Source organism: Sphingobacterium puteale (assembly GCF_003627955.1).
GTDB lineage: Bacteria > Bacteroidota > Bacteroidia > Sphingobacteriales > Sphingobacteriaceae > Sphingobacterium > Sphingobacterium puteale.
This window is the reverse complement of the sequence record NZ_RBWS01000009.1, coordinates 147,274-169,849: the sequence shown is the minus strand read 5'-3', so window position 1 is coordinate 169,849 and position 22,576 is coordinate 147,274. Positions and strand designations below refer to the sequence as shown.

Here is a 22,576-nt window from a genome sequence, read left to right as displayed (position 1 = left end):
CAACAACTGAAAGAAATGATATGTCTAAAAGTTATTACAAACAAATTTACGGATATGGTTATTATATAGTATATAATAAGTAAATCAATATGAGCAAGGAAAAATCAATTCAGGAAATCGAAATCGATGGAAGAGTGTATCAGTATAGCTCCCTAAGGGATCTACCAGAAGGTAATATTGAGCACCTCCCATTCAGTATCCGAATTCTTCTGGAAAATGTATTACGTAATCATGATGGATTTAGTATAACGGATGAACATGTCAGCACATTGATCGGCTGGTCTCCACAACCCGTTGATAAAGATATTCCATTTAAGCCGGCACGTATTCTGATGCAGGATTTTACGGGCGTTCCTGCTGTTGTGGACATGGCTTCCTTAAGGGCTGAATTTATTCGACATGGCAAGGATGGACAGAAGATCAATCCGGCAATTCCGGTTGATCTGGTGATTGACCATTCAGTGCAGGTGGATTATTTTGGAACAGAATACTCCTACGACAAAAATGTCGAATTGGAATATGAGCGCAACCAAGAGCGTTATGAGCTTTTAAAATGGGCGCAAAAAGGTTTAAAAAATTTCACTGTCGTGCCGCCGGGAATGGGCATCTGTCATCAGGTAAACTTAGAATACCTTGCCAAGGGTGTAATAGCCCGAGATAATTGGCTTTTTCCGGACACCTTGGTGGGCACCGATTCACATACACCAATGGTGAATGGTATCGGTGTTCTGGGCTGGGGTGTGGGTGGCATTGAAGCTGAAGCCGCCATGCTGGGACAACCCATCTTCTTCACCTGTCCGGAGGTAATCGGACTCAAACTTACAGGCAAAATTCCGGATATCTGTACCGCAACTGATATGGTTCTTTCGATTACAAAAATCTTACGCGATAAGGGAGTTGTCGGAAAATTTGTTGAAGTCTTCGGAGAAGGATTGGATACTCTATCAGTGACAGACCGCGCCACCATATCCAATATGTCGCCCGAATTTGGCTGTACAGTCACCTATTTTCCAATCGATGACCGTACGCTGGAATATATGCACAGTACCAATCGAACTGAACAGGAAATTAAAATTGTCGAAGAATACTGTAAGCGCAATTTGCTCTGGCGCACGGGAAAGGAACAGATCTCCTACTCTTCGGTAGTGGAATTTGACCTAAACACACTAGAACCGACAGTCTCAGGCCCCAAGCGCCCACAGGATAAGATTTTGGTCAAGGATCTAAACCATAAGTTTTCACAACTTTTAGATAGCGAACACCATAGGCAATATATTCCTATGCCACAGCGTTCGGAATCAGCCTGGCTGGCAGATGGTGGGTCGGGGACCGAATTTACTTTTGGGAAAGTTCCGGTTGAACATGCTTCTCCCCATGAAGTTATTTCAGAGTCCATACATGCCGTACGCATCAAACACAATCACAAGGAGTATATCGTCAGCGATGGCAGTATTGCTATTGCCGCGATAACCAGTTGTACCAATACTTCTAATCCGACTGTGATGATCGGTGCGGGTCTATTGGCCAGAAATGCGATCGAACGCGGTTTGCGCACAAAATCCTGGGTGAAGACCTCACTGGCCCCGGGTTCAAAAGTAGTAACCCAATACCTGGAAAGATCAGGCCTGAATGCAGATCTTGATGCGCTAAGATTTCACACTGTAGGTTATGGTTGCACTTCCTGTATTGGAAACTCTGGACCACTCCCACCCCAAATTGCTGAAGCAGTAGAGAAAGGAGAATTGATTGTTGCATCGGTACTGTCAGGAAATAGAAACTTTGAAGCACGCGTACATCCTCAGGTAAAAATGAACTTTTTGATGTCTCCAATGTTGGTTGTTGCCTATGCCCTTGTAGGTCGAGTGGATATCAATCTAATGGAAGAACCATTGGACTATGATCCAAATGGCCAACCGGTTTATTTAAAAGATATCTGGCCAAGCCGCGAAGAAATAACCAAAACAGTTAACGAATGCGTTAAACAATCTGATTTTCAGGAAGTATATGACGTTATTTTCGACGGATCTACGGACTGGCAAGACCTGGAAGTCAACCTTGACCAGAATTATCAATGGGACCATAACTCAACCTATATCAAAGAATCCCCTTTTTTTGAAAACTTACAGGCAGTTCCACAGCCCATCGAGGACATCAAAAATGCCCGAGTATTGCTTTATTTAGGAGACTCTGTTACAACCGACCATATATCGCCGGCAGGTTCTTTTAAGGAAGATACCGCAGCCGGAAAATACCTAAAAGCCCATCAGGTGAATAGAGAAGATTTCAACTCTTATGGTTCTAGACGTGGTAATCATGAAGTGATGATGCGTGGAACCTTTGCCAACGTGCGCATTAAAAACAAAATTACCGATCAGGAAGGTGGTTTCAGCCGGTATTTCCCAACAAATGAAGTAAAAACAGTCTATGATACTGCAATGGAATATCGAAAAACTAATACGCCGCTGATCGTTTTGGCCGGAAAAGAATACGGTTCAGGATCTTCCCGGGATTGGGCAGCCAAAGGCACATTTCTCCTTGGTGTACGGGCGGTAATTGCCGAAAGCTTTGAACGTATACATCGAAGCAATCTGGTGGGTATGGGGGTAGCACCGCTTGTTTTTATCAATGGAGAGAATGCGGAAAAGCTGGGACTTGACGGTACTGAAACCTATACCATCACTGGCCTGGCGAATGAGTTAACACCGCATAAACTTTTAGATGTAAAAGCTGTTCACGAAAATGGGAAAACAATCACGTTTCAGGTCAGAGCAAGACTGGATTCGGCTATCGAAATCGAATATTTTAAAAATGACGGTATTTTACAGTATGTATTAAGGCAATATTTAAAAAACAATTAATTTACTGCCTTATTGATCAACACCAAATTTGCAAATACAACGGGGCACGATATATCGCGCCCCTTTCACAACCTATATAAAAACCTACCAGAGTTCTTTTTAGACAACTATTTCCCGCCAACACACAAGGAAGTTTGGCGACTTGCCAAAGTTAGATCCGATAACAAGAGATTTTTCTCCCTGAAGTCAGCCATTTTTTGGCCTCGGAACAATGTAAGGGATTAAATCGGTTATACTTCCATTATCAATGATAAAAATGTATTTTCGTCTGCGGTCAATCGCAATATTTACGTACAGACAAATCATGGAAGAACTGGTAGAGCAGACTATTTCGAATGTAAACTTCAACAAAGAATTACAGCAAATTACAGAATTTTATAAATGCACATTTGAGTATTGCGATTTCCAAAACGCCGCAATGGTTGATCTGATATTTACAAATTGTGAATTTAAATCCTGTAATTTATCCAATATAAAATTAAAAGGAACTCAATTGGATCATGTCATTTTTCAGGACTGCAAGATGTTAGGTATTCAGTTCAACGAATGTAGTTCCTTCTCTTTTCATATCCAAATGAAGAATACCATACTGGATTACGCTTCTTTTTTTGAACGTAATATGAAGAAATTCAAATTTGAACAGTGCTCATTGCAACATGTTGATTTTGAAAAAGCCAACCTCCAACAGGCCATCTTCAAAGATTGTAACTTCCTGAACGCCAGATTTCACCAATGCAATCTGGAAGGCTGTGACTTTAGGACTTCGGTCCATATCCAAATGGATCCCGAAACCAATCGGATGAAAAAGAGTAAATTCGAACCGGAGCAACTACCGGGTTTATTGGCAAAATATCAATTGTTGATTGACTGAGGGGAATTTTTGACATTGCACACGGCGAAGATTGTTAATCAACAATCGGCTAAATAACGGATTTCAGGGATAAAAGCATTTATCCTAAATCATCATATTTGCCTATCAATTTTAGGTAGATGAACCTATCATGCGCTTACAATGGCAAAAATATCTTACCATACAAGCTCATGACCGTTTCCTCACCGCTAAAAGCAAATTATTCTGATGAAAAAAACATTCTTATCATTCGCAGCTTTGATGGCTGCCAGCACAGTATCTCTCGCACAGATCAATAAAGCGTTTAAAATAGATTATGCCATTGTGGTTACAAACGCTAACAGCGGTACCGAGCAGGAAGCTCCGGTTTCCTTGTATGAGGCTTATGTCAGTAATGACAAGATAAAAGTGGTCTCCTCAGCGGATGGACAGGAATCTATTTTTCTGGCTAAAAAGAATGAAGATAAATCGACCATACTCTATCCGTCCTTATCGAAATACATCGTACACGAAGATGACGCAACTTCCTTCTCGATCAAATTAGTTCCGGGCCAAACTAAAAATATCGCTGGTTACCCTTGCAAGTTAGCACAGATCGAACTTCCGAATATAGAAGATATCGAGGGCAATAGCACCTTATCCATCTGGTATAGTGAGAAACTTCCTGTGATCTATTGGGAGAGTTTTGATATTTTCAAAAAGATTCCCGGTGGCGTTTTACAGGTAACCACACCACTGGGTGTAGACATTGTGGCACAAAGTGTAGCGAACAGCCAACTGAATGACAACGATTTTATCGTTCCTGAAGATTATGATCAGGTAGATTCCATCTACGGGGAAGAACAGGAGGGTGAAGAAAACAATCAAATGGCCGAAAACCTTTACTTATTTGAGGATAGTACTTCCGGTCTTATGGGGTTACAGGATGATACGCAACAAATCGTCGTGCCAGCACAGTATCATTACATCACACCATTTGTCGGTGAGGTAAGTGTTGTCCAGTTTAAAAATGAGAAATATGGTGCAATCAATCTTACGGGGAAAACCGTGATCCCTTTTCAATACGATTATTTAAGCTATGACGATAATTCGGAGCAATTTCTTTTTGGAACAAATGAAAAATATGGTATACTAGACAAGGCAGGTAAAGTTCTTATCCCGGCCAATTATGATATGATTTCATTTATCAATGGTGGTTACGCTGTTTTTCAGCAAAATGAAAAATACGGAATCCTAAATCAGGCCGGAAAAATCGTTGTACCGGCAAGCTATAGCTTCATCTCGGAGAACAATGGCACACATTTTATTTCTGTCGAAAATGACAAATACAGCTTGGTTGACATAAAAACAAATAAGATCTTAACGCCAGCCTATGATTTTATTTCAATAACCGAAGAACCGAATCTTTTCCTTTCCAGCAAAGATGGTAAATACGGTTATTTAAACGGTCAGGGGAAAATCGCCATTCCTTTTATCTACAGCGGCGCAACTTCCTTCAGCGATGGGTTGGCATCGGTCACAAAAGAAGGGTCAGATGACGTGATCTTAATCAATACAAAAGGTGAAGAAGTAGAATTGGACGCTGCTGCTGAGGCTGCCACGGAAGAGAGCTAATTCATATATAATTTTTCTAAAAATAAGAGTCCGTGTCTTATGCATGTTTAATACGTGTACGAGTTGGATCCGTATCTGCTATACCCCTGCTTCGGCCCATATAGGAGGTAAGAGCAGGATTCACCGCTGTTGATTAGACCATGAGTCCATGTTTAACTCGGACTCAACACGGACTCATGTCAGACTCATGTCGCTCTCATGGTGAAGCAGAGGCGACCATGTCCCGACCAAGTCCTATCTGTAGCACGTAGAGTTGCCGAGCAATACCATGTTGAGCCATCTATCGGTTTATCCGAAGAAAGGGGCCGTATCATAAACGAAATTCCCATTTGCAAATCAGAATTAAATTTGGGAGGATACCTTTAATTACAGAAATCATAAAAAAGGGTCAAATCTCTGATGAGGTTTGACCCTTTTTCGCTGAATCTAACAAATTGTCGAAATTTTAGATGGTATCGATATTGTAAAATTAACTTTTGATACAGTCCCTTTCTTATTTTTAGAAGCTATTTTTCAGTAATTATGTCGTGCTTACGGTTTTCTTTTTACCAAGAATTTTCTTGCCTATTGTGAAAAGTAGCACTGCAATGATGCCGCCCCCAAGTCCAAACAAAAGTTCCTTGACTATACCCGGGAAATCCGGCAAAGCGTGATGTAGGAAATCAATATAATGGTTAAAAATACCGCCTGAGACCAGGATTAAAGCAATGGTACCGACCACAGCTAGCAATTTGATGATAAAAGGAAGTGCTAACACCAGTAGTCTACCTAAGCTGGCTAAAGGCCCTTTTTCGTTCGCGCTTTTGATCAACTTATATCCAGCATCATCCATCCGAACAATTAATGCGACGATACCATACACACCTACCGTAGCAAGAAGAGCAACTACACAAACAGTAATAATCTGCAAAGTCAGACCTTTATCCAATACTGTTCCCAAGGCGATGATAACGATCTCCACAGAAAGGATAAAATCTGTTGTGATTGCCGCCTTGATCTTCGACTTTTCGGCTTCCATATCATTCTCTGCGATAACCTCTTCGGTCTTTGTTTCACCTTCATGCTGTTTCCGATGAAATAAATATTCAATAATCTTTTCAACCCCTTCGAAAGCCAGATAAAATCCGCCTAAAATCAAAATGTATTTAATAGCGATCGGAAAAAAAACGTTCAACAACAAAGCTATAGGGACGATAATCAGTTTATTGATGAGTGACCCTTTGGTAATCGCCCATAGGACAGGCAATTCCCTGGATGCTAAAAAACCTGTCGCTTTTTCCGCATTCACGGCCAAATCATCACCCAAGATTCCTGCTGTTTTTTTTGTCGCTATCTTGCTAGCAACCGCAACATCATCCATTAAAGCTGCAATATCATCTAAGATTGCAAATATTCCTGAAGCCATATTTTATTTAAAATTTGAACGTAAAAATATAAATTTAATTCAATTCGTAAATAAGTAATTTAACGGGATTGCCATAATCGCCTATAAACAGATCTATTTAATTGTGTATTTTAGATACAAATTATACCAAATATGAAAAAATCACTTTCAGCGACGGAACAAACCGCATTATTAAACATACTTAAGACCAGATTTGAGAATAATATGAAAAGGCATCAGAAACTGGTTTGGGAACCCATACAGCAAAAAATCGAAGCAAATCCAGCCAAGGCCCGGAGTTTACAGCAAATGGAACTGAGCGGTGGTGAACCTGATGTTATTGGCCTAGATCCAGTCAGCAACTCTTATCTCTTTGTCGACTGCGCTACAGAGAGCCCAAAAGGAAGAAGGAGTCTTTGCTTTGATCAAGCCGCGTTGGATTCCCGAAAAGAAAATAAACCTGCGGACAGCGCAATAGAAACGGCCAAACAAATGGGTGTCGAACTACTTACGGAAGAACAATATCGACAACTGCAAAGTTTGGGAGAATTTGATCTGAAAACATCAAGCTGGATACAGACACCTGCCAACATTCGCCAACTCGGAGGTGCTTTATTTTGTGACCGGCGCTATAATCATGTTTTCACCTACCACAATGGCGCGAACTCCTATTATGCCGCGCGTGGATTTAGAGCTATACTACATCTTTAAATAACACTAATAAACAAACTGTTTGACATAATTTAAGTCAAAAATGAAAAAATCAATAACCGTACGGCTTAGTCTTTTATGCTATACCAGACATGAAGGCGATCATCTGCAATCTCAGCTCAGGGAAAAATAATTTTTTATTTCAATAATTCCTAATGACAGAGGGTTGTCAGTTGACGGATCTATTTTTGGAGAAAATATAAAAACGCATGAAAAACAGATCTATTCCTTCTTTTAATATTATTGGAATTGCGATACGCACAAGCAATCAAGATAGTCAGGCAGCCAAAGATATTCCTGCTCTCTGGGCTCGATTTTTTGAAAATGATATCATGAACCGGATTCCTAACAAAATCTCCAATGCGCTCTATTGTGTTTATACGGAATATGAAAAGGATCACACACTACCCTACACCACTTTGTTGGGCTGTAAGGTTGCCCATCTTGATGATGTCCCGGAAGACATGGATGGCATACGCATTGAGGAAAATGTCTACCACCATGTCGAAGTTGAAGGAAATCTGGAAGCGGGCATTGTTTACGACGCGTGGATGAACATCTGGGAAGCCGATCTCCCGCGCGCATTTTCAGCAGATTTTGAAGTTTATGGAGAAAATGCACAAAATCCCGAACAAGCTAAGGTTGATATTTTCATCGCGCTTCAATAAGCAAAAAACTTAATAATATCTGGGGCAATAACAGCTAAATTTGTTAAAGCCTGACAACATGCATGGCTCCGTCAGCAAATGTAACAATAAGTATGTCGGAGCCACCTTGCTTTTATTTTCGTCAAAATATCTTTTACCTTTGTGCCGATTTAAAGCAAAATAATATGCAGGGCACCACGACGCATCGTAAGAAAATTGTTCGATATAGCTACCTTAAATTAATCGGAAGTTCAGTTTTTGTGAGCTTGATCTGCTGCTTGTTGGCTTATAGTCTCAAACATATCACCGGATATTTTCTGGAAAGAATAGCTGAGGGCATTGGAAACCTAGATCCCCGACTCTTTATCATCTTGCCCAGCATAGGCATCACGACAATATACTTCCTCCGGAAATATGCTTTTCAAAATAGAAAGAATAAAGGGATCAAGGAGATCTACACGACACTCGAAACACGAAAAGATCATCTTCCTTTTTTTAAAATACCGTCCCATTATGTCAATGGCTTTCTGACCGTTATTTTCGGCGGGTCAACAGGAATTGAAGTTTCTACGGTAGTAGCAACAGCAACTGTGGGGAATCAAGCCTATAAACGCCTCCATCCCGCTTGGGCTTATAAGACCGAGCTGATCTGCGCCGGTGTTATTGCCGGAGTGACATTATTGTTTGGCAGTGCATTGGGCGGCCTTTTATTTGCCTTTGAAGTTATTTCCAGAAAATACAACAAAACACTAATGATAAGCGGCATTAGTTCGATGCTTGTTGCTGCTTTATTTGTTTACTATTTGGATGCAGCTCCCCTGTTTAACTTTACGCCAAAGCAATGGCAATGGCAGGCAGTTCCTTATATTGTCATTCTCGCATTAATAGGCGGTTTATTGGCACTATATTTCACTAAAATTGTGATCTATGCAAAATCGTTCTTTGCTGGAATAAAAAATAATTTTATTCGGGTCAATCTGGGAGCGATCACTGTGGGTCTGCTGATTTTCGTTCTGCCGTTATTATACGGTGACAGTTATCACGGTCTTGGGAAAATCCTTGAAAGTAGTTTGCATGGATCAGTCAATTGGTTATACTTTCTCCCACTGCTTTTGTTAGTGCTGTTAAAACCGTTGGCGGCGGCGCTTACTTTGGGTGCAGGCGGTGACGGTGGCGTTTTTGCTCCAAGTATCGTAACGGGTGCGCTCCTGGGCATATTTTTTGCGCAATCCTGCAATCATTATCTCGGCACCCAGCTCATTGTCATTAATTTCGCATTATTCGGCGCAGCATCCATGCTTTCTGCAGCTATTCATGCTCCTTTTACAGCAATTTTTATTGTTGCGAGTATTGTTCCTTCAGGCTATATACTATTTGCACCACTGCTGCTGTCCAGCCTCGTCGCTAAACTGCTCGCCAAAAAGATCTATCCGTATAACGTGTACACCTACAAAGAAGTCGCCCACAGTTAATGGCTTATTTATTTTTATTAAAAAGCAGTTCCATTCGTCAATGAAACTGCTTTTTTGCAAAGTAATCCATGCTAGTCTTCACGACTACCATCGTCTGCCATACGAACAATCTTGGGAGAGAACTTAGCCACAATATCGACTAATTCCTTTTGGGATGCCATGACTGTATGAATATCTTTATATGCCATAGGCGCTTCATCCATTCCTGCCCCCAACAAAGTAATCCCTTGATCAGAGAGCATATTTTTCAGTTCAACGGACGAAAGCGTTTTGATCGCCTGCGTACGGCTCATCAACCGCCCCGCCCCATGGGAAGCCGATTGGATCGCCGCCATATCACCCTTTCCGCGAACCAAAAATCCCGGAGTCGCCATGGAACCCGGAATAATCCCCATGACACCTTTTGCCGCAGGAGTAGCGCCTTTTCGGTGTACCACAACCTCTTGTTCATTCCAACGTTCTTTCCATGCAAAATTATGATGGTTTTCAATTTTCGCTAGCAGCTCAGCACCCAAAGCAGCTCTTATTTTTTCATGGATAACCTCGTGACAGGCAGATGCATAATCACCGGCCAGATTCATTGCCATCCAATATTCCTGTCCCTCCATTGTATTTAAGTCCAGATAAGCCAGATTCTGAGCTTGATAAGGCAGCTTGCACAAAGACTTGGCCAATTTGGTATAATGAGCAGCAACAGTGGCTCCCAATCCTCGGGATCCGGAATGTGTAAGTAAGCCTAGGTAAACTCCTTTATCAGTATCCAGTACTTCATCCTTTTCATTGAATTCCACCATCCCAAATTCTACAAAGTGGTTGCCGCCACCGGAAGAACCTAACTGCGTCCATGCTTTATCTTTTAATGATGCAAGCAGATTATTCTCCGAAAACAATTTGTTTTCCAAAACCGCGTGATCCACGCGTTCGTGTTTCAGATACCCATTACCGGCACCAAATCGCGTATGTTTCAGGATAGTTTCCTTTAATGTGTCCGTTTCTGTGTCCAAAAGAGATGCTGGCATATCAAATATGGACAAAGCCATTCGGCAACCAATATCAACCCCCACACCATACGGAATTACCGCATTATTCGTGGCCAGTACCCCACCGATCGGCAGCCCATAACCTTGATGGGCATCCGGCATTAATGCACCGGCAACAGTAACAGGAAGTTTCATTGCCACTTTCATCTGCTCTTTGGCTCCCGCTTCGATTTCAGACTCTCCATAGATGCTATATCCCACAGGATTTTCGTTCAAGGTAATCAGGGAGGCATCAACGGCATCCTGCCCTAATATGGCATCCGCCAGTACACCGAACACTGCATCCGCCAAATATGCTGACGGATCTTCCAGAACAGCTTTAAATTTGCCCAACATCTCCGTTCTCGTCAAACCATGTCGCTTGCTGTTGATTTTCAACGCAGCACCTAATGTATGATTCTCCTTATATCCCAATGCGATCAGGTCATTGCCATTGATTCTTTTATTTTCCATTTTCTATCATTTGTTATTTTTTTTGGGGGAATCAATCCAATTCCAAACAGGTGGCAATAACCTCTTTACAATTGCCACCTGCACCTCTTTTTTCCAATTTTATTTACTTTCTATGCTCGTTATTTGACAAACAATTGCTTTAACTGATCGACAATCTGTCCATTTCCTGAAACAGATATGCTATTGATCTTTTCCGCAATTTTTTCTACATATTCCATTTCTTTCAATTTAAACAACATGTTGTTTTCCTCCATAAGTTTCGCCGTGTTGAGCAAACTTCTTGTGGAAGCGGTTTCTTCACGCCGCGTAATAATATTTGCCTGTGCCCGTTTTTCTGCAATCAGCACCTGGTTCATAATATCACGGACATCTCCGGGAAGAATAATGTCTTTGACCCCGCAAGTTAATAAGCGTAGCCCCAATCCGGCGATATAAGCAGTGGTATTTTCTAAAATATAGCTGCTGATCTCGGTCTTCTTCTCCATCAGTTCGTCCAAAGTCATTTGCCCGATATAGGTACGCAGATTTAACTGCATCACTGCGTACAACTGCTTCTCGTATTCTTTATGGTCCAACAGCGCTTTCTTGATATCTATGATTTGGTATTGTAAAGTGAAATTAACCCGTATCTGTGCTTTGTCCCGTGATAGAATTTCTTGTCCGACCACATCCAAGGTCAATACACGCATATCCGCTTTTGAAACGGCGATTGTTTTCGCATTCTTCCACCAAAAATATGTTCCCGGATTCAAAATTTCGGTGAACACGCCATCGACAAAAAGTAAACCCTTCTCATTTGGTTCCACTTTATATTGACGGATATAGTAAGCTAAGGTTTGCTTTTCAAACAATTGACGGTTGATAGAAGCCGGTATTTCGATTTCTGAAATATCCTCCAATTGGAATTTACGTGACTGCAGACCTTTCCAGAATACATATCTGCCCGCCGCCAATGTCTTCTCAAAATTATTGTTTAAGAAGACCAGCGCTATAGCGGTATCCTCCACTTCGACAATATCTACCAGCTCACGAAAGCCCTCCAGCAGCAAGAGCACATCAATATTTTGGTTGGACGGAAATGAATGTGCCCTATTGTATAGCTCCAGTTTTTCGCCGAAACCCAACCAGTATTTACCGGTTTCCAATACACGGATGACTTGGTTATTCTTAACCACCAATCCAATTTCATTGACATTTATTTGTACTCTTTTCATACTATCTGTTGTTTTATACTATTATCTAATGAAAAAAACCGCTATTATTTGTCCATCGATGCAGGGCGGAATCAAAAAGAGCCCTACAGATCTTTACACTTAGAAACTTCAAGAAAGCTAGCACCGCTAGTTGCTATCTGGTTCTTCCTATATCGGCTCTGTATGAGATGTTCCCGATCACAGGCCCCTCACCAACTGCTCCAAAGAGAGACAAAGCGCTCTCCAGAACCGGACAAACTATAGCAAGCTTTAATTAACTGACCTTTTTAAAGAAGGTTAACTTTCAAATCCAGAACCTAAATTCTGTGCAATACCCTTATGCTATTCCATCCGAAAATGGAAGTGGGATTCGAACCCACACGATTGAGTTGTTGTTCTAACCAAGCTGAACTATCCTGATTGCTCAGGAGCAGGAGTCGAACCTGCGGCCTACAACGACAATGCCATGCTCTACCCTTGAGCTACCCCTTTCGGGGAAAGGATTCGAACCTTCATCCCTGGCAATCTTCTCTCATGCTTTTCATCTTATCAGTATATTGAATTCCCATCGGGTACAACACTATCCTGCTATACAGAAACAGGACACCGGGATGCAAATCAAAGCCTGAGAGTATTTTCGTGCTCCCTTCAAAGAGAGGCACATATCTTAAAAGCATTTTGCTATTATTTTCATCAAAGAACATTTATCATCGCTGACATGACAAAGATCGCATGGCGAATATGCAGGTAAGCTGCGCAGTATAATTAAACATCAAAAAAATAACAAATAAAATTACAAATCCCTGATAATAAGCAATAAAAAATACAAACCAAGATCTCACATATGAGCGGTTAATTTGTAATGCGCAATTAGAATGCGTAGACAAGAAGAAGCCAAAGCATAGTTGACGTACATTAACGATTGGAAAGCAAAAAATATCACTGAAATCCATGAGAACGACTTCCGATATAAATACTAATTTTACGTTTGCATAAACAACATGAATTCATCCTAAAATGAGTGTAAAAATATTCTCGACTATATTGGCTGTATTGCTTGTCACCGTAGGCTGCGCGAGCTCAGACAATACAAATACCCCCGCTAGGGAAATGCGTAGAAACGAAAAAAAAATCTTGCTATCGGACAGTACAAAAAACAATGATCAGCCCGCATCAAAAGTAGCTGCAGATCCGGCCAAAGAATGGCTGGAAACTATTTTTCGCTGCGAAGAAAGGAAGCCCGGGAAGTATTGCTATTATTTAGACAAGGAAGAGACCATCTGTACGGCACGTTTCATGGAATTCCTACAGGATGCCAATAAAATTTATGGCCCTTCCAATCTGACAGATGCCGAATTACCCGAGGCGGAAGCGCGATACAAAGCCAAATGGAAAAATGTTTATCCCCTCAATACACAGGAAATGTGGTTATTTGGCCGAGGTAATGATGATGCTTTAACGATCAATGCCATCCTTATCAAAAAGTTAAGCGCAAATAAATACAGCGTATTTATAGATTACGGTGATGATATAAAGACACAAAATGAGGTACAGCTGGTTGTCGAAAAGAACAACTATAAAATTGATTATTGCAAGACAACCTTTGCACAATAATGGCACTATAAAAAACAGTTGAGCTGATCTAAAAAGTCACTTTCTATTTTTGAGGATAAAAAGTGACTATATAGTACCATAAATGAGATGTTTAAGCAGATTGAACAGGCGTCGAATTATGCCATTTTATGATATTGCCCTTATGCAGCAGTCCGTCCACAGCAGAGATTCTCGATACAGCTTCAGCGGAGCAGCTTGCATCCACCAGTAGGAAACTTGCATCATCACCTACATTTGGCCATGTTCTATTGCCTTTATCATCCAACGGTAATTTCCCATTTGTAGCATAACGCAGACAACGGGATAAGTCAAATTCCGTTTCATAACCATACAACTGTGCCGCAAGATTCGCTTTTTGCAGCATATTTCCGCTACCGAAAGTGCCCCAATGATCCTGTACATTATCATTCCCTGTAAGCACCTCCACTCCTGCCTCGCGCAGTTGCGGTAATGGCATGAGCATATTCCGAAAAGGAACCGAACTGGCAATGCCGACTTTCGCCGCGCCCAAACGTTCAGCGGTGTATTGCAGATCCTTTGGAGACATATAGGCTAACGCAAAAGCGTGACTGATAAATGTACGTCCCTGTAGCTCGGGATTCTCAAGTACTTTGTCTATCAAATAATGAATGGTTTTAGCACCTGACTCTCCCCCCTCATGCAAGTGAATATCAATTCCTTTTTTGTTGTCCAAGGCTAACTGAACAGTAAAGTCCATCGGTTTTTCGATACTTCCGTCTATACTATAAGGATCTAAACCGCCTATAAAATCAACTTTGTCCCAAGCGGCAATTTCACGCATGAGTCCGGTTGAATCGGTGTAATATAATCCATGTTGCGGGAAGGCAACCAATTCCGCACCAAAAGACGCTTTCAAATGTTCCAGCGCCCTGAGCAGATGTTCCAGTGATTTAGTACCCGAAGTCGGGTCAACGTTAAAGTGTGTTCTTGCGAAATTAGTTCCATAGCCTTGTAACAGCATAATTAGTTTTTCCGCTCTTTCCACTGATGTTTTGAGTAGCTCGGGGATAATTTCCTGCTCACGTGCAATCATATCCTTCACCGTTCTGTTTTTAGGAAACACAGCTTTCCAAGGAAGCCCGTATAGCGTTTTATCCAGGTGGATATGCATATCCCTAAAGGTGGGTAAAACAAGTTTTCCATTGGCATTGAATGATCCTGTTCCATCACCGGTTTGGGCCGGCCGAATTTCCTGTATTTTTCCACCCTTTATCGTTATGGAGAAAAGCGCGGTATCAGTTCCGATAATTTGTCCTTCCCGGTAAAGAAACCCTGTTTCCAACCGTACATTTTCCAGTGTATACTGCTCGCTTCGCTGAATTAATTCGTTCATGAAAATATCATTTTTTTCAAAACTAGGCTATTAAAGGCTTTCCGCTTTGTAGATATTATCACATCATTTGTAAATATTATGGCTGAGCCCTAAACTGGCTGGGTGTCATGTTCGTATGGCTCTTGAAAAACTTACTAAAACTGGCATTATCATAAAAGCCCAGATCAAAAACAATATCCTTAACGGACTTATTCGATATTTTCAACAACCTCTTGGCTTCCAGCAATATCCGATCTTGAATCAAAGCAGAAGCCGATACATGAAAGATTCTGTTGCTCAGAACATTCAGATAATTGGCAGAAATATTTAATTTATCTGCATAAAATGCAACAGATCGTTCAGCTTTATACCAACAATCTATCAATTGCACAAATTTCGCAATAATCGGGTTATCTTGATATTGGTCATAATCGTTAAAATTGTCCGCAACAAATTTACTAATCAGCAATACGATTACTTTGACCCTGGCGTAGATAAGTTCCCATAGAATTTCTTTTTCTTTCAAGTCAGTGGAAACAGCCCGAAATTCCTGTTCCAATGCCTGATACCCCGATGCGGATAAAGTAATCACCAAATGCCGCAAATAATAGGATACCGGAAAGCGCAAAGCTGGTAAAAGGCTTTCAAACCAGATCCTGCTGATCATCAATTGCAACCCTTGCGTAGAGTCTGTCATCGACCATTGATGTACCTGCCCCGGAAATACGAGATGTAATTGATGCGTTCCTAAACGAAATGTTTCAAAGTCCACTGTATGCGTACCGGTTCCTTTTTCAAAAAGCAGTAAAATAAAAAAATCGTGCTTGTGAGGTTCTTCAATCTCCCGCTTTCCGATTAATTCATGAAAAAGTAGATCACGGTCGGACATTATTCCATCGTAGAACTTCTGCAGATTTAATATTGGGAAATGGTCAGTAGGATGATGCATAAACAGGTTCAAAGATAAATCATAAATCTTGGAAAACATAAAATGGCGGTATCTGTTTTAGACATTGCATGAATTTTCTCCCAATTCATGGGTTTAATGCAAAAATATAGTTACTTTGATTTCAGTTTATAGAAAATCCAAATGTTGCGCAGAACTAAAAATCCAGTTTAGAATGAAAAGCAACCAACAGGGTTTTCAAATAGCCTTAAAAAAGTTTTTAATATGCAGATTGAAATTGATCATAATTTTTATGAAATCGTCAGCTGGAACAAAGATTATATTCAGATCCAGGGAACATATTCTCCCTATCGTATCTATGCCCCGCCCTACTACGATATTGCCTCTTTAAAGCAATATATTAAACTCAATCCACCAGTACATCAGGGAGGAGATCAATCCTATTCTTATCTTGAAAATCCCTATTATCTCTTCAAAACTCCCTACCTAGTTAAAGTTTTTTCGACGGTATCTCCTGCTGCCATTGAACTTAAATCAAGTAGCATTCTGGTTTATCAACGAAAGAATGTAAACACATTAAAATTACTCAAAGCTTGGAGTATGGATCTTCTATACAATGAATTAATCAAAATAGTATGCTATTGGGAAGAGCAACTGGATAACTATGCGATTAGGGCTGTACGTTTAAGCAAGCGATCGAACTCGAATTATAAAATCGAAGGCAACGAGATCTGTTTTTCCTCCCGATTGATTGATCTTGATAAAGAACAGTTGAATCTGATCGTTTTGGCAGCGTTTTGTAAATTTTCTAAAAAAACCAAGAAAGAATCCGAAGCTATTTATAACTTGTACATCCCCAATTGGAGGGAGTTTAATATATACTAAAACATGGCAGAAACCGCAATACTATTGACAATCACAGTAGACGGTAATTTTGACTCACTGATTGATGATCCCGTCCAGTTTTCGAAACTATTAGGTCCTGAGCAACGACGTCAGATTGACGATCATGTCGTTAATCAGTTGGAAGATAAAGATGGTGCTCCGGCCCTGAGCGATTTTAGCATCGCAAACATCACATTTGATCCCGTCTCCTCAAAGGGCTCCTTTCGCGTTCATTTTAAAATTTCCAGACAGTTCTGCTGTAGTGACGTTACTTCCTGTCAGACAGACTATATGGACTTCAAGTTCACAAAAAGAGGGAAAAAAATTGATGTAACGGGATCCTATGTATTGTGGGCTATCCAATAGGTACCAGATCTTAAACTGGGAACAGGAGAATTCAAGTCCAATAAATTCAAGCTCTATATATTACTATCAAAAATGAAAATTCCCGATCGCTATAAAATTAACACAACTTCTTTTCACTTTTACTGGACAAAGGGTATTGGTGTCAGCTTACTAACTAAATTGCCAACCACTCCCGATTTGGCTCATGCAGCACAATTTATACCTTTGCTATATCAATATGACAAAGCCTGTGATCAACTGGTGGAACAGTTGCATCTGAAAATTGGTTTCGTAAAGGGACAGCAACTGATTCGGGACTATTTACGCGGTAGAGTTATTGAAGCCGATTATGTTGGACTGATTTCGGAATTCATGGATACATTACCTCTGGAACCTGAGTGGCTCGATCGGCAAAAAATAGAGCAGGGAATCAAACTCAGTCAACGCTCCGGACTAACCGGACTAATTGTATTAAGGGATTACTGTCTTATGGGTGGCTACGAATCCAGTGCAATCAACAAACCGCTAATTTTTACGGGAGCGCTGAAAAAAGGTGCGGCAAAGCGTTTAACGGAAACCGTTACATTTTGGGTTGATATTACGGCCAATGATGCATTGAAAAAAGGCGGTATCGGTATAGAGGCCATTTTATTGACCAGATGCATCCATTCATTTGCCCGATTGAATATATTGAAACATAGTGGTTGGAATTCTGATAAATGGGGAATTCCTTTAAACACCTGGGATATGCTGGCAACAAACCTAGGCTTTTCATTAGTTTACTTAATTGGACTCAAACAAATGAAATTCAATTTATTAAACACTGAAATTGACGGTATATTCCATCTTTGGAAATATGTCGGAACTTTATTGGGAATTCCAGTAGATCTCCTCCCGGATTCGGAGGAGGAGGCTATTAAATCGCTGTACTATTGGACAATGACCCAAAAAGAAGGTGATAAAGATAGTGTCGCACTCGCTCAGGCTCTAATGGAAGAACCGGTAAACGCGGCATATCCAAGGAGCAAATTTGGCAGAAGACTCATGCGGGAAGTTCATTTGTATTATAACAACTATCTTTTAGGAGCTTATTCCTGCGCGTTGTTGGGACTGGAAAAAACGACTATCGGCAAAATTGCCTACTTCAACATCCTCAAAAACAAAAAAGCAAACAGTCAAATCCTAAACGATAAAGTCAGGCAGCAACAGATACGAAAAGGCCGAAAAGTTCATGAGGGAGTCAAACAGATCTATTTGACGTACAACTAACCTACATTTCGTTCGTAGGGTACTCTCGTGGCAATCGATCTGCCCAATGTGAGCTCATCAACATATTCCAGTTCACCTCCAAATGCGATACCACGTGCGATTGTCGTAATCTTAATATCAAATTCACGCAACTTACGGTACAGATAAAAGATCGTTGTATCGCCCTCCATTGTTGCTGACAACGCAAGAATAACTTCCTCTACACCACTACGTTGAATACGATTGAGCAAACCTTCAATTTTAAGATCAGCCGGACCGATGCCATCCATGGGCGAAATCAGGCCGCCCAGCACATGATAAACGCCCTGATAAGAATTTGTATTTTCAATGGCCATAACATCACGTGTATCCTCCACAACACAAATTATGCTTTTATCCCGCTTGAAAGAACTGCATATTTCACAGGTCGAATGGTCCGAAATATTAAAGCACTCCTGGCAATACTGAATATCTTCTTTCAATCGGTCAATAGTGGCAGTAAAACGGGCCACCTCCGGATCGGACTGCTTCAATAAATGCAAAACCAGCCTTAGCGCTGTCTTTTGCCCCACACCAGGTAATTTGCCAAATTCCGCAACCGCGTTCTCAAGAAGTTTAGAAGAAAAATTCATAATGCAAATGTAAGAATAATCGCAAAAAGTAGCTAGTATTAAAAAAATAGCTATATTGTATTCCTTTTTGAAAAAAAATGGGTTTTAGAAATTAAATGTATAACGTTATATATGGACATTACAAAAGAAGATAAAATTATCCGCGCTTTTGAGAACAAAACATGGCAGGAAATTAAGGTTAAAGATTCATGGCAGATTTTTAAAGTCATGTCAGAATTTGTGGACGGGTTTGAAAAATTGGCTAAAATTGGTCCCTGTGTATCCATATTTGGTTCTGCACGTACACCACGCGAACACAAATATTATCAGATGGCGGTAGATATCGCTGCCCTACTCACTGAACGCGGTTATGGAATTATATCTGGAGGTGGGCCGGGGATCATGGAAGCAGCGAATAAAGGTGCCTATGAGTCTGGCGGAAAATCCGTGGGCCTAAATATTGAATTACCATTTGAACAATTTCACAACAAATATATCGATCGGGATAAATTGCTTGAGTTCAAATACTTTTTTGTGCGAAAAGTAATGTTTATGAAATACTCCCAAGGTTATATCGTCATGCCGGGGGGTTTTGGAACAATGGACGAACTCTTTGAAGCAATTACCTTGATTCAAACAGGTAAGATTGCGCGCTTCCCTATCGTATTGGTTGGTTCAGAGTATTGGAAAGGCTTAATAGACTGGGTGCAAAATACCATGCTGCCAAACAAGTATATCAGTGAAGAAGATTTGAAACTTTTTCGCATTGTCGATACAGCAAAAGAAGCTGCCGACCATATTTTCCGTTTCTATGACAAGTACTTATTGAAACCAAACTTCTAATAATCAAAATATTATGTCAAAATAAGGAGCATCCGAAAAATCGGATGCTCCTTATTATTTTAATTTCCTCCTATTGTCAATCTAGGTATGGTCGGTCCGTTTTGCCCCCCTCAAAAAGAATAATATCTATATCGAAATCTAGGTGCAAGATCTTAAACAAAGGCAAATACTACGGATAATCTACAGTTGTAGATCATTGCTACCTTATTAAAATTTTGTTTTTAAATATTTGAAATACAGTTAATTAATACTATTTTTTGATTAAACAGGTTTTGATTCTAACTTTTGCAACTACACCACCGAAAATGCTGTCCGGATCCAGATCTATACCGTCATCTGCACGTACTGCTTGGTGGTCATCGCGCAGCATAAGATGAAACTGGACAGAAGTACTAATGAAGTACTATAAATATTAAGCATCTCCCTGACTGATTAAACAAACCTGCGAGGGTTCTTTAGCAAAACTAAATTTCAATATAACAAAGAACGGACCTTAATGCACCAAATTTATTTAATTTTTAAAATGCCCCGATTTTAATGGGACACTAGTGGTTGTAGATTATAAATAATAAAAAAAAAGGGCCTAGGCCCTTTTATATATAAAGATATGGATAAGATATACCGTAGCTACTTTTAGAAAACGCCCCATATTTGTTTACTAATTCCGCCATTACAGTATGCTGACGCTAAAATAGAACAAATTAACTCTATAGAGAAAAAAACAAGGGGGGACAAAAAGGGGGACAAATCACAAATAACTGAAAAACAATAAATTACCATTATCCAACAAAATACTATTTCAACTTATCATTGGGTCCAGCCTAGAGCCGCGGCCACTGTATTTCTGTATGAACAATAAAGAAAATTAGCTACTAAACACAAAAAAGAAGACCTGAGGTTGGGAGCCCCAGGTCTTAACTAACCAATTATTAACCTAAATTATGAAAAGTCTTTTTTATTATTCTATATAAGGAATGTTTCAACTATCAGACCAAAAAAAAATGTAGGCTCTTATTTCACATTTTTTTAACAAATTACTGAGATTGATATGACGAATCCCGTTGCTAATAGTCTATTTCGCAAATTATAGCGCGCTATCCCGACTAATGAAAGAGCCTATCAGAAGTAATTTTGTCATAGTTACTGACAGGTTCTGCTGCGACAAGGCCCATAGGATTATTATTCATGAAATGTACCTTATTTGGATATCTTTCGGCCATCTGTCGTACCAGTTCCAACATATAATGATTGCTAGGATACACCTTAACCTCTGCTCTGATATCATCAAGACAAGCATGCTGACCATACTGATCAATATAACCCATCCCATAAAACCGTCCATTTTCAATAACAATACAGCTTTTTTCTTCCACATTCCGACCCTGATCTATAAATACATAGGAAGGCCTCCGCTTCGACCATTCATCTATACACCGTTCTACCCGCGTATTATGCAGTTCACGATCAGGTAACTCACCCCTAATTGTGGATTTAATTGCCAAACTGGCAGTGCCAAAATGACAAAACTGGGCATTAATTTCGCCTTCTTTCATAAAGGATTGCAACAACTGAATAGCATCATATTCCCGCTGAAACAACTGAATAAAATCCTGAACGCGGTTCATTTTACCAATTGCCAAATGGAGGTAACCATTTTGGTCCTCATAAGAAAATAAGGCAAATTTTGGCTCATAACGTTTGAGCGCCCGATTATATTTCGGCCAAAGCCGTTTAATTTCAGCGCATTCCAGCAACAGGGACATAAGCTCCGTTCCACATCGTTCATAGCTGATGTGATAGATCTCTTTTAAAAAATTTTGCCGTTGTGCCTGAATATTATTGCCTGTAAAATGCGACGATACCCGCTTCTTGATGTTGATTGCTTTTCCCACATAGATTACTTTTCCATTTCTATCGTGAAAATAATACACTCCTGGAGTATGCGGGAGCTGCTCAAATTCCCTAAGATTTAAATGTGGTGGAAAACGCTGATCGATAGCCTTATGTTTGATCATTTCCTGAAAGACCTGAGCTGTGTCCAATGCACGCAGGTAACCAAAAAGGATCGCTGTCGCATCCGCGTCACCGCCTGCACGATGCCGATTTTCAATAGGTATATCCAGATAATCACACAAACGCCCCAAACTATAAGATAATAGCCCAGGCTTGATCTTGCGGGCATAACGCACCGTGCATAATTTAATTGAAGACCATTCTATTCCTGCCTCCTGCAGCTGAAAACGAATAAAGGAGTAATCAAAATTGACATTATGCGCAACGAAAACCCGATCTTTCAATAAAGCGTGAATATCTGAGGCAACATCCTCAAACATTGGCGCATCTTTAACCATGTCATTGTCGATGCCTGTCAACGCAAAAATAGAATTGGGAATTTCCATCCCCGGATTTACCAAAGTCTCCCAACGATGCAGTACCCGATTACCATCGTGTATAACGATTGCAATTTCAGTGATCCGACTGGATTTTGCATTCCCGCCCGTGGTCTCAATATCCACTATGGCAAATTCTTGTTTTTTGCTTCGATTCATAGTCATTCTTAAAACAAAT

Annotated in this window: 18 protein-coding genes and 1 tRNA gene; 11 read left to right on the top strand and 8 right to left on the bottom strand. The window is 40.4% G+C overall.

Annotation, left to right across the window (positions count from 1 at the left end; all coding sequences use genetic code 11):
* Nucleotides 1-89: 89 nt before the first annotated feature.
* The 3 genes from acnA (at nucleotide 90) to D7322_RS13310 (ending at nucleotide 5,322) form a co-directional block, all read left to right on the top strand.
* Nucleotides 90-2,858, top strand: a complete 2,769-nt coding sequence (acnA, locus tag D7322_RS13320) for an aconitate hydratase AcnA (RefSeq protein WP_183078696.1) — start codon at nucleotides 90-92, stop codon at nucleotides 2,856-2,858.
* Nucleotides 2,859-3,162: 304 nt separating this feature from the next.
* Entirely contained in the window at nucleotides 3,163-3,729 is a 567-nt protein-coding gene (locus tag D7322_RS13315) for a pentapeptide repeat-containing protein (protein WP_183078695.1), read from the top strand.
* A 207-nt stretch (nucleotides 3,730-3,936) separates the two neighbouring features.
* Nucleotides 3,937-5,322 (top strand): WG repeat-containing protein, encoded by a 1,386-nt coding sequence (locus D7322_RS13310; RefSeq protein ID WP_121124682.1) that lies wholly within the window; start codon nucleotides 3,937-3,939, stop codon nucleotides 5,320-5,322.
* Nucleotides 5,323-5,842: 520 nt separating this feature from the next.
* Here the strand turns inward: D7322_RS13310 and D7322_RS13305 are convergent.
* The gene (locus tag D7322_RS13305) at nucleotides 5,843-6,727 is read right to left on the bottom strand and encodes a DUF808 domain-containing protein (RefSeq protein WP_121124681.1); all 885 of its coding nucleotides are present in this window, start codon (nucleotides 6,725-6,727) and stop codon (nucleotides 5,843-5,845) included.
* 132 nt (nucleotides 6,728-6,859) lie between these two features.
* On the opposite strand from D7322_RS13305, the gene D7322_RS13300 reads away from it, so the two are divergent.
* The 3 genes from D7322_RS13300 (at nucleotide 6,860) to D7322_RS13290 (ending at nucleotide 9,536) form a co-directional block, all read left to right on the top strand.
* The gene (locus D7322_RS13300; protein WP_121124680.1) at nucleotides 6,860-7,417 is read left to right on the top strand and encodes a DUF4256 domain-containing protein; all 558 of its coding nucleotides are present in this window, start codon (nucleotides 6,860-6,862) and stop codon (nucleotides 7,415-7,417) included.
* A 209-nt stretch (nucleotides 7,418-7,626) separates the two neighbouring features.
* Entirely contained in the window at nucleotides 7,627-8,085 is a 459-nt protein-coding gene (locus D7322_RS13295; RefSeq protein WP_121124679.1) for a GyrI-like domain-containing protein, read from the top strand.
* Between the two features lie 164 nt (nucleotides 8,086-8,249).
* On the top strand, nucleotides 8,250-9,536 hold the full coding sequence (locus D7322_RS13290; RefSeq protein ID WP_121124876.1) for a chloride channel protein: 1,287 nt from the start codon (nucleotides 8,250-8,252) through the stop codon (nucleotides 9,534-9,536).
* Between the two features lie 71 nt (nucleotides 9,537-9,607).
* Here D7322_RS13290 and D7322_RS13285 read toward each other — a convergent pair whose 3' ends face one another.
* The 3 genes from D7322_RS13285 to D7322_RS13275 form a co-directional block, all read right to left on the bottom strand.
* Nucleotides 9,608-11,029, bottom strand: coding sequence for an RtcB family protein (locus D7322_RS13285; RefSeq protein WP_121124678.1), 1,422 nt, complete (start codon nucleotides 11,027-11,029; stop codon nucleotides 9,608-9,610).
* A 119-nt stretch (nucleotides 11,030-11,148) separates the two neighbouring features.
* Complete coding sequence (locus D7322_RS13280; RefSeq protein WP_121124677.1) at nucleotides 11,149-12,243, bottom strand: slipin family protein; 1,095 nt, start codon at nucleotides 12,241-12,243, stop codon at nucleotides 11,149-11,151.
* Nucleotides 12,244-12,646: 403 nt separating this feature from the next.
* Nucleotides 12,647-12,709, bottom strand: a tRNA-Asp gene (locus D7322_RS13275).
* A gap of 530 nt (nucleotides 12,710-13,239) precedes the next feature.
* Between D7322_RS13275 and D7322_RS13265 the strand changes: the two genes are divergently transcribed.
* Nucleotides 13,240-13,836, top strand: coding sequence for a hypothetical protein (locus tag D7322_RS13265; RefSeq protein WP_121124675.1), 597 nt, complete (start codon nucleotides 13,240-13,242; stop codon nucleotides 13,834-13,836).
* Nucleotides 13,837-13,927: 91 nt separating this feature from the next.
* Here D7322_RS13265 and D7322_RS13260 read toward each other — a convergent pair whose 3' ends face one another.
* Both D7322_RS13260 and D7322_RS13255 read right to left on the bottom strand, forming a co-directional pair.
* Entirely contained in the window at nucleotides 13,928-15,190 is a 1,263-nt protein-coding gene (locus D7322_RS13260; protein ID WP_121124674.1) for an amidohydrolase, read from the bottom strand.
* Between the two features lie 76 nt (nucleotides 15,191-15,266).
* Nucleotides 15,267-16,157: an AraC family transcriptional regulator gene (locus D7322_RS13255; RefSeq protein ID WP_220700073.1), complete on the bottom strand. Its 891-nt coding sequence runs from the start codon at nucleotides 16,155-16,157 to the stop codon at nucleotides 15,267-15,269.
* A 183-nt stretch (nucleotides 16,158-16,340) separates the two neighbouring features.
* On the opposite strand from D7322_RS13255, the gene D7322_RS13250 reads away from it, so the two are divergent.
* The 3 genes from D7322_RS13250 to D7322_RS13240 all read left to right on the top strand — a co-directional run bounded on the left by D7322_RS13250 (nucleotide 16,341) and on the right by D7322_RS13240 (nucleotide 18,575).
* On the top strand, nucleotides 16,341-16,961 hold the full coding sequence (locus tag D7322_RS13250; RefSeq protein ID WP_121124673.1) for a hypothetical protein: 621 nt from the start codon (nucleotides 16,341-16,343) through the stop codon (nucleotides 16,959-16,961).
* Between the two features lie 3 nt (nucleotides 16,962-16,964).
* Nucleotides 16,965-17,327, top strand: coding sequence for a hypothetical protein (locus D7322_RS13245; protein ID WP_121124672.1), 363 nt, complete (start codon nucleotides 16,965-16,967; stop codon nucleotides 17,325-17,327).
* A 72-nt stretch (nucleotides 17,328-17,399) separates the two neighbouring features.
* Complete coding sequence (locus D7322_RS13240) at nucleotides 17,400-18,575, top strand: oxygenase MpaB family protein (protein ID WP_121124671.1); 1,176 nt, start codon at nucleotides 17,400-17,402, stop codon at nucleotides 18,573-18,575.
* Here the strand turns inward: D7322_RS13240 and recR are convergent.
* Complete coding sequence (gene recR, locus D7322_RS13235; RefSeq protein WP_121124670.1) at nucleotides 18,572-19,186, bottom strand: recombination mediator RecR; 615 nt, start codon at nucleotides 19,184-19,186, stop codon at nucleotides 18,572-18,574. The genes D7322_RS13240 and recR overlap by 4 nt on opposite strands.
* A 117-nt stretch (nucleotides 19,187-19,303) precedes the next feature.
* On the opposite strand from recR, the gene D7322_RS13230 reads away from it, so the two are divergent.
* On the top strand, nucleotides 19,304-20,008 hold the full coding sequence (locus D7322_RS13230) for an LOG family protein (RefSeq protein WP_183078706.1): 705 nt from the start codon (nucleotides 19,304-19,306) through the stop codon (nucleotides 20,006-20,008).
* A gap of 1,103 nt (nucleotides 20,009-21,111) precedes the next feature.
* On the opposite strand, the gene D7322_RS13220 is transcribed toward D7322_RS13230, so the two are convergent.
* Nucleotides 21,112-22,557, bottom strand: coding sequence for an exonuclease domain-containing protein (locus D7322_RS13220; protein WP_183078694.1), 1,446 nt, complete (start codon nucleotides 22,555-22,557; stop codon nucleotides 21,112-21,114).
* Nucleotides 22,558-22,576 lie beyond the last annotated feature (19 nt).

Excerpts from the sequence above, each read along its gene's own strand:
- D7322_RS13280 (WP_121124677.1), bottom strand. The coding sequence starts at position 12,243 with ATGAAAAGAGTACAAATAAATGTCAATGAAATTGGATTGGTGGTTAAG.
- D7322_RS13250 (WP_121124673.1), top strand. The coding sequence starts at position 16,341 with ATGCAGATTGAAATTGATCATAATTTTTATGAAATCGTCAGCTGGAAC.
- D7322_RS13300 (WP_121124680.1), top strand. The coding sequence starts at position 6,860 with ATGAAAAAATCACTTTCAGCGACGGAACAAACCGCATTATTAAACATA.
- D7322_RS13245 (WP_121124672.1), top strand. The coding sequence starts at position 16,965 with ATGGCAGAAACCGCAATACTATTGACAATCACAGTAGACGGTAATTTT.
- D7322_RS13255 (WP_220700073.1), bottom strand. The coding sequence starts at position 16,157 with ATGTTTTCCAAGATTTATGATTTATCTTTGAACCTGTTTATGCATCAT.
- D7322_RS13290 (WP_121124876.1), top strand. The coding sequence starts at position 8,250 with ATGCAGGGCACCACGACGCATCGTAAGAAAATTGTTCGATATAGCTAC.
- D7322_RS13310 (WP_121124682.1), top strand. The coding sequence starts at position 3,937 with ATGAAAAAAACATTCTTATCATTCGCAGCTTTGATGGCTGCCAGCACA.
- D7322_RS13315 (WP_183078695.1), top strand. The coding sequence starts at position 3,163 with ATGGAAGAACTGGTAGAGCAGACTATTTCGAATGTAAACTTCAACAAA.
- D7322_RS13295 (WP_121124679.1), top strand. The coding sequence starts at position 7,627 with ATGAAAAACAGATCTATTCCTTCTTTTAATATTATTGGAATTGCGATA.
- D7322_RS13285 (WP_121124678.1), bottom strand. The coding sequence starts at position 11,029 with ATGGAAAATAAAAGAATCAATGGCAATGACCTGATCGCATTGGGATAT.
- D7322_RS13265 (WP_121124675.1), top strand. The coding sequence starts at position 13,240 with ATGAGTGTAAAAATATTCTCGACTATATTGGCTGTATTGCTTGTCACC.
- D7322_RS13220 (WP_183078694.1), bottom strand. The coding sequence starts at position 22,557 with ATGAATCGAAGCAAAAAACAAGAATTTGCCATAGTGGATATTGAGACC.
- acnA (WP_183078696.1), top strand. The coding sequence starts at position 90 with ATGAGCAAGGAAAAATCAATTCAGGAAATCGAAATCGATGGAAGAGTG.
- D7322_RS13305 (WP_121124681.1), bottom strand. The coding sequence starts at position 6,727 with ATGGCTTCAGGAATATTTGCAATCTTAGATGATATTGCAGCTTTAATG.
- D7322_RS13240 (WP_121124671.1), top strand. The coding sequence starts at position 17,400 with ATGAAAATTCCCGATCGCTATAAAATTAACACAACTTCTTTTCACTTT.
- D7322_RS13260 (WP_121124674.1), bottom strand. The coding sequence starts at position 15,190 with ATGAACGAATTAATTCAGCGAAGCGAGCAGTATACACTGGAAAATGTA.
- recR (WP_121124670.1), bottom strand. The coding sequence starts at position 19,186 with ATGAATTTTTCTTCTAAACTTCTTGAGAACGCGGTTGCGGAATTTGGC.